This window comes from Acidovorax sp. NN32, assembly GCF_057597245.1.
Window position 1 is genome coordinate 1,351,255 of the sequence record NZ_CP199679.1, and the last position, 13,608, is coordinate 1,364,862.

The 13,608-nt window shown below is 64.8% G+C and carries 12 protein-coding genes; 4 read left to right on the forward strand and 8 right to left on the reverse strand.

Annotation, left to right across the window (positions count from 1 at the left end):
* From panD to ACT89O_RS06290, 6 genes are all read right to left on the reverse strand, one after another.
* On the reverse strand, window positions 1-381 hold the full coding sequence (gene panD, locus ACT89O_RS06265) for an aspartate 1-decarboxylase (protein ID WP_487262113.1): 381 nt from the start codon (window positions 379-381) through the stop codon (window positions 1-3).
* 62 nt (window positions 382-443) lie between these two features.
* Window positions 444-818: a 6-carboxytetrahydropterin synthase gene (locus tag ACT89O_RS06270; RefSeq protein ID WP_487262114.1), complete on the reverse strand. Its 375-nt coding sequence runs from the start codon at window positions 816-818 to the stop codon at window positions 444-446.
* A gap of 23 nt (window positions 819-841) precedes the next feature.
* Window positions 842-1,477 carry a 7-carboxy-7-deazaguanine synthase gene (gene queE / locus ACT89O_RS06275; RefSeq protein WP_436131611.1) on the reverse strand — a complete coding sequence of 212 codons (636 nt, stop codon included), beginning with the start codon at window positions 1,475-1,477 and terminating at the stop codon, window positions 842-844.
* The gene (nadB, locus tag ACT89O_RS06280; protein ID WP_436131610.1) at window positions 1,474-3,063 is read right to left on the reverse strand and encodes an L-aspartate oxidase; all 1,590 of its coding nucleotides are present in this window, start codon (window positions 3,061-3,063) and stop codon (window positions 1,474-1,476) included. The genes queE and nadB overlap by 4 nt, the downstream gene beginning before the upstream one ends.
* A gap of 66 nt (window positions 3,064-3,129) precedes the next feature.
* Window positions 3,130-3,993, reverse strand: a complete 864-nt coding sequence (locus tag ACT89O_RS06285) for a segregation and condensation protein A (protein WP_082437692.1) — start codon at window positions 3,991-3,993, stop codon at window positions 3,130-3,132.
* Between the two features lie 64 nt (window positions 3,994-4,057).
* Window positions 4,058-4,264 (reverse strand): DUF3460 family protein, encoded by a 207-nt coding sequence (locus tag ACT89O_RS06290; protein WP_055402867.1) that lies wholly within the window; start codon window positions 4,262-4,264, stop codon window positions 4,058-4,060.
* Window positions 4,265-4,341: 77 nt separating this feature from the next.
* On the opposite strand from ACT89O_RS06290, the gene ACT89O_RS06295 reads away from it, so the two are divergent.
* Window positions 4,342-4,854, forward strand: a complete 513-nt coding sequence (locus tag ACT89O_RS06295; RefSeq protein WP_487262115.1) for an outer membrane protein assembly factor BamE — start codon at window positions 4,342-4,344, stop codon at window positions 4,852-4,854.
* A gap of 26 nt (window positions 4,855-4,880) precedes the next feature.
* Here the strand turns inward: ACT89O_RS06295 and ACT89O_RS06300 are convergent, their stop codons facing one another.
* Window positions 4,881-6,548 (reverse strand): SulP family inorganic anion transporter, encoded by a 1,668-nt coding sequence (locus tag ACT89O_RS06300; protein ID WP_487262116.1) that lies wholly within the window; start codon window positions 6,546-6,548, stop codon window positions 4,881-4,883.
* Window positions 6,549-6,859: 311 nt separating this feature from the next.
* Between ACT89O_RS06300 and ACT89O_RS06305 the strand changes: the two genes are divergently transcribed.
* Entirely contained in the window at window positions 6,860-7,510 is a 651-nt protein-coding gene (locus ACT89O_RS06305; protein WP_055402863.1) for a YitT family protein, read from the forward strand.
* Window positions 7,511-7,908: 398 nt separating this feature from the next.
* The gene (locus tag ACT89O_RS06310) at window positions 7,909-10,089 is read left to right on the forward strand and encodes an FG-GAP repeat protein (RefSeq protein ID WP_487262117.1); all 2,181 of its coding nucleotides are present in this window, start codon (window positions 7,909-7,911) and stop codon (window positions 10,087-10,089) included.
* A 116-nt stretch (window positions 10,090-10,205) separates the two neighbouring features.
* On the opposite strand, the gene metG is transcribed toward ACT89O_RS06310, so the two are convergent.
* A complete protein-coding gene (metG, locus tag ACT89O_RS06315) occupies window positions 10,206-12,305 on the reverse strand; it encodes a methionine--tRNA ligase (RefSeq protein ID WP_487262118.1) in 2,100 nt (699 codons plus the stop codon).
* A 174-nt stretch (window positions 12,306-12,479) separates the two neighbouring features.
* On the opposite strand from metG, the gene ACT89O_RS06320 reads away from it, so the two are divergent.
* The gene (locus ACT89O_RS06320) at window positions 12,480-13,595 is read left to right on the forward strand and encodes an SMP-30/gluconolactonase/LRE family protein (protein WP_228898578.1); all 1,116 of its coding nucleotides are present in this window, start codon (window positions 12,480-12,482) and stop codon (window positions 13,593-13,595) included.
* The last annotated feature ends 13 nt before the right edge of the window (window positions 13,596-13,608 follow it).

Sequence of the window (13,608 nt, forward strand, 5' to 3'; positions counted from 1 at the left end):
TTAGAGGGCCTGGGTGGGCACCGCGTGGCGCAGTTCGGTCTGGCGGTTGTGGTCGTCCACAAACACCAGCTGGGGCTGGTGGGTGGGCACCTGGTCTTCATGCACCTGCGCAAAGGCCGCAATGATGATGAGGTCGCCTGCAGACGCGCGGCGTGCGGCTGAGCCGTTCACCGAGATCATGCCGCTGCCGCGCTGGCCCTTGATGGCATAGGTGACGAAGCGCTCGCCGTTGTTGATGTTCCAGATGTGGATCTGCTCGTTCTCGGCGATGTTGGCGGTGTCCAGCAGGTCTTCGTCGATGGCGCAGGAGCCTTCGTAGTGCAGCTCGCACTGGGTCACGGCCACGCGGTGGATCTTGGATTTGAGCAGGGTGCGGAACATGGGCTTCCTTCAGTGAAGACTGTGAGTGGGGGAGGGCCTGCCGGCGGCAGGGCCGTGGTCGGTCAGGGCTGCGGAAAGTCCAGCATGCAGCTGTCGCCCAGCGCTTCGCGCCACACGCGCACGCGACTCACGCTGGCGCGCAGGTCGGCGGGCAGCGCCTGGGCGATGAAAACGCACAGGTTCTCCAGCGTCGGCGTGCCCAGGCCAGGCACGTCGTCCAGCATGTGGTGGTCCAGCTGCTCGCGCACCACGGCCAAGCCCTGGCGCAGCAGGCCCAGGTCCAACACCATGCCGGTGGCCGGGTCGCGCGGGCCGCTCAAAAAGACCTCGGCGTGGTAGGTATGGCCGTGCACGCGGCGGCTGCCTTCGGCCTCGATCTCGCGGCGCAGGGTGTGGGCAGCGTCGAAGAAGAAGCGCTGGGAGATGGTGAACAACATACGGGAACCAAAAAGAAAACCGCTCACCGGATACCGGTGAGCTTGTGAGTTTGCAGGCTCAGGCGCCATGCGGGGTGGGCCAGGCAGGCGTCAATGCAAGCGGCAGTGTTCTGTCGCTGCAGAAGGCCATCCATGGGCTGCAGAAAGCGGTGGGTGAACTGCGTGTCCTGCTCCAGCGCCTGCAGGTCAAAGCCCGGCTGGGGCCACACGAGCTTCAGTTCCTGCCCGCTGCGCTGCACCCACGGGGCACCCGCCTTGGGGCTGATGCACAACCAGTCGATGCCCTCGGGCGCAATCACGGTGCCGTTGCTTTCAACCGCAATGCGAAATTGCTGCGCGTGCAGCGCGTCGATGAGTGCCGTATCGACCTGCAGAAGGGGTTCTCCACCCGTCAGCACCACCAGGCGATGGCCCGCGTCTGCAGGCCATTGGGCGGCGATCAATTCCGCCAGTGCCGTGGCCGTTTCGAACTTGCCGCCCAGCGTGCCGTCGGTGCCCACAAAGTCGGTGTCGCAGAACTGGCAGATGGCCTGCGCGCGGTCCTGCTCGCGGCCAGTCCAGAGGTTGCAGCCCGCAAAGCGACAGAACACCGCGGGTGTGCCCGCCTGGCCGCCTTCGCCTTGCAGGGTGTAGAAAATTTCTTTGACGCTGTAGGTCATCGGGCCACCGGTGGTACGAGAAGGGTGGGGGCCGCAGGCGCGGCCATCTCGGGGTAATCGCGGCTGAAATGCAGGCCCCGGCTTTCGCGGCGCAGCTGGGCGCTTTTCACGATCAGGTCGGCCACCTGCACCAGGTTGCGCAGCTCCAGCAGGTCGCGCGTGACGTGGAAATGGGCGTAGAACTCCTGAATCTCGCCCTGCAGCATGGCAATGCGGTGGGCGGCACGTTCCAGGCGCTTGTTGGTACGCACGATGCCCACGTAGTCCCACATGAAGCGGCGCAGCTCGTCCCAGTTGTGGGAGATGACGACGGATTCATCCGCATCGGTCACGCGGCTGTCGTCCCAGGCGGGAACGGTGGGCAGTTCTGTGGTCGGGGCTGCTGCGATGGCCTGCGCGGCGGCGCGGGCGAACACCATGCATTCGAGCAGCGAGTTGCTGGCCAGGCGGTTGGCGCCATGCAGGCCGGTGCAGGCCACCTCGCCCACGGCGTACAGACCGGGCAGGTCGGTGCGGCCCGCCAGGTCGGTCAGCACGCCGCCGCAGGTGAAGTGGGCCGTGGGCACCACGGGGATGGGCTCCTTGGTGATGTCGATGCCCAGCGACGCGCAGTGCGCGAGGATGTTGGGGAAGTGCTCTTGCAGAAACGCGGGGCTCTGGTGCGAGATGTCCAGGTGTACGCAGTCCAGGCCGTGTTTCTTCATCTCGAAGTCGATGGCGCGGGCCACCACGTCGCGCGGGGCCAGTTCGGCGCGCGGGTCGTGGTCGAGCATGAAGCGGGTGCCGCCGGCCGAGGGGGGCAGCTTGAGTTGCCCGCCCTCGCCGCGCACGGCCTCGCTGATGAGGAAGGACTTTTCGTGCGGGTGGTACAGGCCTGTGGGGTGGAACTGGATGAACTCCATGTTCGCCACGCGGCAGCCCGCGCGCCAGGCGGCGGCAATGCCGTCGCCCGTGGCGGTGTCGGGGTTGGTGGTGTACAGGTACACCTTGCCCGCGCCGCCCGTGGCCAGGATGGTTTGCGGCGCGCGGAAGGTGACGACCTCGTCGGTGTCGCTGTCGAGCGCATACAGCCCCAGGCAGCGGTTGCCAGGCAGGCCCAGCTTGCGCGTGGTGATCAGGTCCACCAGCGTGTGCTGCTCAAACAGCGTGATGCCGGGCGTGCTGCGCACCACGTCGATCAGTGTGCGCTGCACGGCCGCGCCGGTGGCGTCGGTCACGTGGGCAATGCGGCGCGCGCTGTGGCCGCCTTCGCGCGTCAGGTGCAGCTGGTCGCCTTCGAGCGTGAAGGGCACACCCAGCTTGCGCAGCCAGGCAATCGAGGCGGGGGCGTTCTCCACCACAAAGCGCGTGGTGGCCAGGTCGCACAGGCCTGCGCCGGCGACCAGCGTGTCTTCAATGTGGGCGGCAAAGCTGTCGTCGTCAGCCAGCACGGCGGCAATGCCGCCCTGGGCCCAGCCGCTCGATCCATCTTGCAGCGTGCGCTTGGTGATGACGGCCACGCGGTGGGTGGGCGCCAGGTGCAAGGCAGCCGAGAGGCCAGCGAGGCCGCTGCCTACGATGAGAACGTCGAAGTCGTGGGATGCCATGGCTTGCGGGTGAAGAAAGGGGTAACGCCACGGCCACCGGCCAGGGCGGTGAACAGGGGAGCCAGCCTAGACCGGCGTGTAAGCGAGGCGCACGTAAATGGGGGCAAAAGCCTCGGCCTGCGTGATCTCGATCAGCGTCTCTTTGGCCAGCTCCAGCAGCGCGATGAAGGTCACCACCAGCACGGTGCTGCCTTTTTCGGGTTCGAAGAGTTCTTCAAATTCCACAAAGCGGCGGCCCTGCAGCGTTTTGAGCACCATGCTCATGTATTCGCGCACCGAAAGTTCCTCGCGCGTGATCTTGTGGTGCTGCACAAGCTTGGCGCGTTTGAGGATGTCGCGCCAGGCGTCCTGCAGCTCCACCACGTGCACGTCTGGAAAGCGCGGCTGCAGGCTTTGTTCGATGTAGACCTGGGCCTTCAGGAAGTCGCGGCCGTACTGCGGCATGTGCGACAGGCGCATGGCCGCCATCTTCATTTGCTCGTATTCGAGCAGGCGGCGCACCAGCTCGGCGCGGGGGTCTTCGGGCTCCTCGCCGCCTTCCTGCTTCTTGGGCGGCAGCAGCATGCGCGACTTGATCTCGATGAGCATCGCCGCCATCAGCAGGTACTCGGCTGCCAGCTCCAGGTTGCGGCTGCGGATCTCGTCCACATACGCCAGGTACTGCTTGGTGACCCCCACCATGGGGATGTCGAGGATGTTGAAGTTCTGCTTGCGGATCAGGTACAGCAGCAAATCGAGCGGGCCTTCGAAGGCTTCCAGGAAGACTTCGAGCGCATCGGGCGGGATGTACAGGTCTTGCGGCAGCGCAAACAGCGGCTCGCCGTACAGGCGTGCCAGCGCCACCTGATCCACCACCACGGGCATGCCTGCCGCGTCCAGCGCGGACAGATCCGGCGAATCGGCCACGTCGGCTTCGTTCGCTGTGGTCATGGTTTGCTATAAAAAAATGAGCTTATAGCGCTTTTTGGATAAGCGCTAGAGGCCATTTTTATGCTTAATCTGCGTTGGTCTGGTAGACGTACGGCTTTTGCTCGACCTGGCCTTCGCGGTACTCGGTCCAGATGCTGCGGTCCACCTTCTTGTCCCACAGCAGGGCACGGCCTGCCAGCTGCTGGCTTTCCAGTTCGGGGCGGCTGGCCTTGAGCTGGTTGATGAACTGGGTGGCGTCGGATTGGTAATCGGGGCGGCGGAAAATAGACATGGACTGTGAATCTCTTTCTTGGAACGCATCAGGCACAGTGACGCACCAAAGGTCCAAGATTTTACCGGGACGAATTTATGCGCTTGATATATCGCGCCGCTGCCCTGGCAGCTGCCGCTTTTTCCCTGATCGCTCTTACCGCCTGCGACCCCCAGCGCATCAGCGAGCTGAAAGAGGGCGTATCGACCGAAGCCGATGTGCGTGACCGCTTTGGCGCCCCCGAGAACGTGTGGGACGAACCCGGCGGTGCCCGCACCTTCGAATACAACCGCCAGCCCGCAGGCCAGGTCAACTACATGATCACCATCGGCCCCGACGGCCGCATGACCGCGCTGCGCCAGGTGCTCACGCCCGAGACCTTTGCGCGCGTGGTGCCTGGCATGCGCATGGACGAGGTGCGCCGCCTGCTGGGCAAGCCCGCCAAGGCCACGCCCTACGAGCTGAAGAAAGAGACCTGGGTGGACTGGCGCTATATGGAGGCGCCCAACCAGGCCAAGGTGTTCACGGTGGTCCATGGGCCTGACCTCGTGGTGCTGCGCACGCAGACGGGGGCCGACCTGGACGCGCCGGAGTTCAAGGGCGGCAAGTAAACCGTTGCCCCGCGCCCTGCCGACAACTACACATCCACGCTGGCGCCTCCCTGGGCGGCCAGCCGGTCGGCAAAGCCCGATCGCTCGATCAGCGAGCGTGGCTGCTCGTGCAGGTTCACCACCGACATGCGCCCACCGCGCGCTGCCACGGCTTTGAGGATCTGCTCCAGCGCATCCAGCCCGGTCGTGTCCAGCGCCACCAGCTCGCAGGCGTCCAGCACCACATCCATGCCGGGCGGGCCGGTTTCCACCGCCTGCACGATGGGGTCGATCTTGGCGGCTGCACCAAAAAACAGCGCGCCGTGCAGGCGCCAGCGGGCCACAGTGCGCTGGCCCGGCGGTGTTGGAGTGGGCTCGGGCTCGCGCACCGCGCGAAACAACCCGCTCATGCGCCGCACAAACAGCGCGCAGGCCATGAACAGGCCCACCTCCACCGCCACCGTGAGGTCGAACACCACCGTGAGGAAAAACGTGCCCAGCATCAGCAGCCGATAGTGGTTGCTGAAATGCTTGAGCCGCACAAACTCGTGCCACTCGCCCATGTTCCAGGCCACAAACAGCAAGATGCCCGCCAGCACCGCCAGCGGAATGTGCAGCGCCAGCGGCGCAGCCACCAGCACGATCGCCAGCAGCGTGAGTGCATGCACCATGCCCGCTACCGGCGACGTGGCGCCCGCGCGGATGTTGGTCACCGTGCGCGCAATGGTGCCGGTGGCCGGCATGCCGCCAAAAAACGGCACGATCATGTTGGCCGCGCCCTGGGCCATCAGCTCCTGGTTGGGGTCGTGTTTTTTGTGGTGCGGGTCGGTGGCCAGCTGGTCGGCCACGCGGGCGCACAGCAGCGACTCGATGGCACCCAGCAACGCGATGGTGAGTGTGGGGGTGACCAGCAGCCGCACCGTCTCCCACGAAAAATCGGGCAGCGCAAACACCGGCAGCGCCTGCGGAATGCCTCCAAAGCGCGAGCCGATGGTCTCCACCGGAAACCTGAGCCCCCAGGCCAGCAGGCTCAGCACCACCAGCGCCACCACGGGTGCGGGCACGCGGGCAAACCTGCGCACCGTGTGCCCCTCCATGAGCCGGATCACCGGCGAGCCCTTGAGGAACAGCCGTGGCCAGAGGAACAGCAGCGCCACACACGCCAGCCCCAGCCCGAACGCATAGGGGTTGAAGGTGCCGATGTGCTGCGCCAGCGTGCTCACCTGCGAGAAGAAGTTGCCCGGCATGCGGTCAATCGACAAGCCCAGCCAGTCTTTCACCTGTGACAGCGCAATCAGCACCGCAATGCCGTTGGTAAAGCCGATCACGATGCTGACCGGCACAAACCGCACCAGCGTGCCCAGGCGAAACAACCCCAGCAGCACCAGAATCACGCCCGCGCAGGCGGTAGAGATCAGCAGATTGGCCACGCCATAGCGCTCCACAATGCCGTAGACGATCACGATGAACGCGCCCGCCGGCCCACCAATCTGCGTGTTGGCGCCCCCCAGGGCCGAGATGAGGAAGCCCGCAATGATGGCCGTCCACAGCCCCGCCTCGGGCTTGAGGCCACTGGCAATCGCAAACGCCATGGCCAGCGGCAGCGCCACAATGCCCACCGTGACCCCCGCACCCACGTCGGCCAGCCAGCGGCTCTTGGTGTAGCCGCGCAGGGCGTCGATCAGGCGGGGGCGAAAGGCGGGCGAAAACGGCATGGAGGCAACCAGTGTAGTGAGCGCTTCTTGAAGTGCAACCGATGGCGGTCCCAACCACCCGATGGCGTCACACCGGCGCTGCAATAGCGCCACAACAGGGCCACAAACAGAGTCTCCGCAACTTCGATAGCTTCAGCTCCATGTCGGTGTCGTACCGAATTTGCTCCTGATTTGATAGCTATTGACGCTTGCTGTATAAGCGATGTATGACAAAAATGCCTGAAATCTGCCAAGACTGGCAAGGGAAAGCAGCCCCTGCGCACTGGCGCGTTGCTTGCTAGTTGTGGTGCACTGCATCCCCACCTGCTCCCATGCCCGACACCGTTCACCCTCCTGCCATGCCGACGCCCGAAATGTCCCCCCCGCCATCGCTGCGCCACGGCCTGTTCGAAGACGCGCAGGCCCTGTTCGCGGGCACCTTGTTTGTGGCCATGGCGCTCATGCTTTTCAACCAGGCGGGCCTGCTGGTGGGCGGCACCGCGGGCGTGGCGTTTTTGCTGCACTACGTCACGGGCATTTCGTTCGGCAAGCTGTTTTTTGTGGTCAATCTGCCGTTCTACTGGTTTGCCTGGACGCGCATGGGCCACGAGTTCACCATCAAGACCTTTGTCTGCGTGGGCCTGCTGTCGCTGCTGACCGAGCTGTTTCCGCACGTGATGCATGTGGACTACCTGAACCCGCTGTTCGCCTCACTGCTGGGCGGGCTGCTGCTGGGCACGGGCTGTTTGTTTCTGGCGCGCCACCGCTCCAGCCTGGGCGGTGCCACGGTGGTGTCGCTGTACCTGCAAAGCCGCTATGGCATGCGGGCGGGCAAGGTGCAGATGATGATCGACGGCTCCGTGGTGCTGCTGGCGCTGTTCGTGGTGCCGGTCGAGCGTGTGGCGTATTCGGTGCTGGCCGTACTGGTGATGAGCGGGTTCTTGTGGATCAGCCACCGGCCAGGGCGCTACGTGGGGCATTAAGGGACGGGGCCGCCAGCGCGACGGCCGCCTGTCTCCGATCGTGACCGAGTCCTCAGGGGCCTGAGCTCCCGCCGAACGCCCCTGCGCGACTCCATTGCACCCGTCAACCCTGCTTCAGTGGGGGTGTGTTTGCGCGTCCACCCACCATAGAGTTCGTGCCACCCCGCCTGCGCCCGCACGGGGGGCGCCGGGCTCGCCCACGCCTCCTAAATGGGTGAAGTGCCCACCCCGTTCACATGCCCGGAGAACCCTTGATGTACCGAACTTTTTCCGCCAGCGCTGAAGCACTGTGGGCGAGGCTTGGTGGGGCGGCAAGGCTGCTTCTTCTGATTGCGAGCGGAGTCTTGATGGCCTGCGGCGGTGGCGAAGACCCTGCTGCGCCCCCTCCGCCCCCGCCCGTGGCGCAACATGCTGTGGGCGGCACTGTGACGGGGCTGGTGGGCACGCTCGTCCTGGCCAATGGCACGGAGGCGGAGCTGACCATCACGGCGAACGGCAGCTATGCCACCAACCTTTTGCAGGGCCAGGCCTACAACATTGTTGTGCGTACCCAGCCCGCCGGGCAGACCTGTGTTGTGGAAAACGGTTCGGGTGTGGTGGCAGGCCCGGTTACCAACATCTTGGTGACATGCACCACCAATACCTACACCGTCGGTGGATCGATCACGGGCCTGCTGGGCGTGGTGACGTTGCGGCTCAACGGCGCTGCGGATCTGTTGGTGGCCACCAATGGCGTTTTCGGGTTTGCCTCACCGCTGACCCATGGCAGCTCTTACGCCGTGACGGTGCATGTGCAGCCTGCGAATCAGGTTTGCACAGTAGAGGCTGGCACCGGGGTTGTCGTGGCGCCCGTGACCCAAGTGAGAGTGCGTTGCAGCACCGTCTCATCGCCTCCACCTCCTGCTCCCCCCCCTCCACCGGCTCCCCCCACGCCGGATGGCCTGGGGATTGCCTATGGGACAAAGGCACTGGTCTTTTCGTGGACCTCGACGCCCGGCGCAACCCGCTACACGGTTTACGAAGACCCGGACGGCGCGGGCCCGCTGGCACCCGCGCAAATCGGGTCGACCGCGGCCACCGGGCTGACCTACGCAGTTCCGGTGCTGCTGCACCTTCGGGTGAATGCGACGTACACTGTGCAAGCCTGCAACGCGGGCGGGTGCAGTGCCCCATCGACCTCGATGGCGGCAGACATGGTGCGTGCCATTGGCTACTTCAAGGGATCGACTACCACCTCCGAAGGCCGGTTTGGCAACCGCGTGGCCTTGTCCAGCAACGGCACCACCCTGGCAGTGGGGGCGTATGGAGAGGGTGGCAACACGGGGGCGGTATACGTATTCACGAAGAGCGGCGCCACGTGGTCGCAGCAGGCGCGCATTGCGGCCCCCAACGGCGAGGCCAACGATTATTTTGGCAATGCCGTGGCCTTGTCGGCCGACGGCAACACGCTGGCCATTGGCGCGGATGGCGAGAGCGGCGACCAGAAGGGCACGTTTGCGACGATGCCCGCCACCAACAACCTGGCCAGCAACTCAGGCGCCGTCTATGTATATGCCCGCACGGGCGCCGTCTGGTCGCAGCAGGCATTCATCAAGGCGAACAACGCGGATGCCGACGATCTTTTCGGTTCATTCGTAGCCCTCTCGAACGACGGCAACACCCTGGCGGTGGGGGCCTATAACGAGGATGGTGACCTGACTGGAACACACGGCAATGGAGCTTATGCTGCGTCCGGGGCTGCCTATGTCTTTGCCCGCACGGGCACCAGCTGGGCGCAGCAAAGTTACCTCAAGGCCTCCAACGCAGGGGCGGGAGATTTCTTCGGCATCTACCTCAGCCTGTCTGGCGCAGGCGACACCCTGGCGGTGGGCGCGTTCTTTGAGCGCAGCGCCTTGGCGAGTGATCCTGCGGACGACACCCTGGCCAATGCCGGTGCGGCCTACGTGTTCCAGCGCAATGCGGGGACATGGTCGCAGCAGGCCTATCTGAAGGCTCCGAATCCCAAGGCGCAGGACCGCTTCGGCGTCTCGGTCATCCTGTCAGGCGACGGCAACACGCTGGCGGTTGGCATGGATGGAGACAGCAGCAACTACACAGGCACCTTCGTGGTGCCGCCACCCAGCAACACCCTTGCACTCAACTCTGGCGCGGTGTTTGTGTTCATTCGCGCAGGTGGCGTCTGGCAGTCACAGGCGTACTTGAAAGCCTCCAACACCCGCACCCCCCACCGGTTTGGCAACAACTTGGCGATGTCCAGCGACGGCAACACGCTGGTGGTGCCGTCGTACCGCGACGACAGCAATGCGCGCGGATTCAGTGGCGACCAGGCCAACACCGCCGCTGCGGATGCGGGCGCTGTGCTGGTGTTCCGCCGCAGCGCGGGCACCTGGGCGCAACAAGCCTACCTGAAGGCACCCAATACGGGCGCTGGGGACCGGTTTGGTGGACGTGTGGCGATATCGGGTGACGGCACTACCCTGGCCGTGGGGGCATCCACCGAAGACAGTGGATCGACTGGCATTGGGGGCAATCAGTCGGACGAAAGCAGCACCAACGCGGGCGCGGTGTACCTTTACTGAGAGCTTGCTTCAGGGCGGCAGTCAACATGCCGCCCCTTCCTCTATCGGCGGATGGCGAGGGGCTCAGCACCCCTCGGCATCCTTGACGGTTGCTTTGTCTATGAGCGTTGCACGCCTTACCGCACCCGCATGCCGGGCGTGGCGCCGGGCCATGGGTTGAGCACGTAGATGCCGGGGTTGGCCTTTTCGTCGCCATGGCTGGCGGCCAGCACCATGCCTTCGCTCACGCCAAACTTCATCTTGCGCGGCGCCAGGTTGGCCACCATCACGGTGTGCTTGCCCACCAGATCTTCGGGCTTGTAAGCGCTGGCAATGCCGCTGAACACGTTGCGCGTACGGCCTTCGCCCACGTCCAGCGTCAGGCGCAGCAGCTTGGTGGAGCCCTCGACCGGCTCACAGTTCACGATCAGCGCAATGCGCAGGTCGATCTTGGTGAAGTCGTCGATGGTGATAGTGGGGGCGAGTTCTTCGCCACCAGGATGGGAGTTGGCTGCTACGGTTTCAGTAGCTGCTGGCGCTTGTTCTGCTTGCGCTGGGGCCTCAAACAGTGCTTCAAGCTGTTCTGGGGTCACGCGCTGCATCAGGTGCTGGTAGGGCTGGATGGCTTGCACGTCCCCCGCCACGTTCCACTGCTGCATGTTCACCCCCACAAAGCCTTGCACCGCCTGGGCCAGCCCCGGCAGTACGGGGGCCAGGTAGCGGGTGAGCGCGGCAAAGGCGTTGACGAGCACCGAGCACACCTGGTGCAGTGCCTCGTTGTTGCCCGCGTCCTTGGCCAGATCCCAGGGCTTGTTCTGGTCCACATAAGCGTTGACCTTGTCGGCCAGCAGCATGATCTCGCGCGTGGCCTTGCTGTATTCCCGCGTTTCGTACATCTGCGCGATGGCGTCACTGGCGCCGCGCACCTCGGCCAGCAGGGCTGTGCCCGTGGTGCCAAATTGGTCGGTCAGCTTGCCGTCAAAGCGCTTGGTCAAGAAGCCCGCCGCGCGGCTGGCAATGTTCACGTACTTGCCAATCAAATCGCTGTTCACCCGCAGCATGAAGTCTTCGGCATTGAAGTCGATGTCTTCGTTGCGTGCGCTCAGCTTGGCGGCCAGGTAATACCGCAGCCATTCGGCATTCATGTTCAGGCTCAGGTACTTGAGCGGGTCCAGGCCCGTGCCCCGGCTCTTGCTCATCTTCTCGCCGTTGTTCACGGTCAAGAAGCCGTGCACAAACACGTTGTTGGGTGTCTTGCGGCCGCTGAAGTGCAGCATGGCGGGCCAGAACAGCGTGTGGAAGGTGACGATGTCCTTGCCGATGAAGTGGTACTGCTCCATCGCCGGGTCGGCCATGTAGGCGTCGTAGCTTTCGCCGCGTTTTTCCAGCAGGTTCTTCAGTGACGCGAGGTAGCCCACGGGGGCATCCAGCCACACGTAGAAGTATTTGCCGGGCGCGTCGGGGATCTCGATGCCGAAGTAGGGCGCGTCGCGGCTGATGTCCCAATCGCCCAGGCCTTCGCTGGTGGTGCCGTCGGGGTTGGTGCGGACGGTGAACCATTCCTTGATCTTGTTGGCCACCTCGGGCTGCAGCTTGCCGTCCTGCGTCCAGTTCTCCAGAAACTCCACGCAGCGCGGGTCCGACAGCTTGAAGAAGAAGTGCTCTGAATTCTTCAGCTCGGGCTTGGCACCCGACAGGGCCGAGAAGGGGTTGATCAGGTCGGTGGGGGCGTACACCGTGCCGCACACCTCGCAGTTGTCGCCATACTGGTCCTTGGCGTGGCACTTGGGGCATTCGCCCTTGATGTACCGGTCGGGCAGGAACATGTTCTTCTCGGGGTCGAAGAACTGCTCGATGGTGCGTACTTCGATCAGGCTGCCATCGGCGCGGTCGCGCAGGTCGCGGTAGATCTGGCGGGCCAGTTCATGGTTTTCGGGCGCATCGGTGCTGTGCCAGTTGTCAAAGCTGATGTGAAAGCCATCGAGGTACTGCTTGCGACCGGCGGCGATGTCGGCCACGAACTGCTGGGGCGTCTTGCCGGCCTTTTCGGCGGCAATCATGATGGGCGCACCGTGGGTGTCGTCCGCACCCACAAAGTTGACCGCGTTGCCCTGCATCCTTTGGTACCGCACCCAGATGTCGGCCTGGATGTATTCCATGATGTGGCCGATGTGGAAGTTGCCGTTGGCATACGGCAGGGCGGTGGTAACGAAGAGTTTGCGGGCGGAGGTCGTCATGAAAAGCGGCTTTCTCAGGCGGAACCCGCGATTTTAGGCGGTCGTCAGTATCCCTGGCCATTGCGGGCGCTGCGGTGGCCTCCCCAGGTCGCGCAGGTGCCAATCAGGGCGTGCGTGCAGGCCGCCTATGGCGCCACAATGCCCCGCATTCCAACAATCAACAGGAGACGACACATGGCCAGCACATGGGCAAAACGGGTGGGGTGGGGCGTGGGTGGCGCGATATTGGCGGTGGCTGCCTATCTGGCGGCGTGGCCTGTGCCCATTCAGCCGGTGGCCTGGACCGCGCCTGCCGCCCCCGGCTACCAGGGCGTCCATGCCCCCAACCAGCGCCTGGCCCAGCTGAACATCATCGACCTCAAGGGCGAGGTGGGCCCCGAGCACATCGCCTTTGGCAAGGACGGCAAGCTCTACACCACCGTGCTCAGCGGCAGAATTTTGCGCATGAACCCCGACGGCTCGGGTCAGGAGGTGTTTGCCAACACCGGCGGGCGGGTGCTGGGGTTCGACTTCGATGCGGCGGGCCACCTGATTGCGGCCGATGCGGTCAAGGGGCTGCTGTCCATCGCGCCCGATGGCAAGGTCACCCTGCTGGCCGACAAGGTGGGCAACGACCCCATCCGCTATGCCGACGCCGTGGTGGTGGCCCAAAGCGGAAAGATGTACCTGAGCGACGCCTCCACCCGTTTTGCCCCCAAGGACTGGGGCGGTACGTTTGAGGCCAGCGTGCTCGATATCCTGGAGCAGGCCAGCACGGGCCGGGTGATCGAATACGACCCCGCCACCCGCACCGCACGCGTGGTGGCCCGGGGCATCAGCTTTGCCAACGGCGTGGCGCTGAGCCAGGACGAGAAAAGCCTGTTCGTCAACGAAACCGGCAAATACCGGGTGTGGAAGATTGCGGTGGATGCGAATGACCTCGACATCGCCCAGCCCAGTCCCCAGGCCCGCGTGCTGCTCGACAACCTGCCCGGCTACCCCGACAACCTGATGCGCGGGCAGGGCGGCAAGGTGTGGCTGGGCTTTGCCAAGCCGCGTGGGGCGGCCATCGACAACATGGCGGGCAAGCCCTGGCTGCGCAGCCTGACCCTGCGCCTGCCGCGTGCGCTGTGGCCCATTCCCCAGCCCTACGGCCATGTGATTGCGTTCACCGACGATGGCAAGGTGGTGGCCGACCTGCAGGACCCGAGTGGCGCCTACCCCGAGACCACTGCGATCACCGAGACGGCGGACCGGCTGTATGTGCAGAGCCTGCACGCGCACGGCCTGGGGTGGCTGCCCAAGCCGTAGGGTTCAGGCCTGG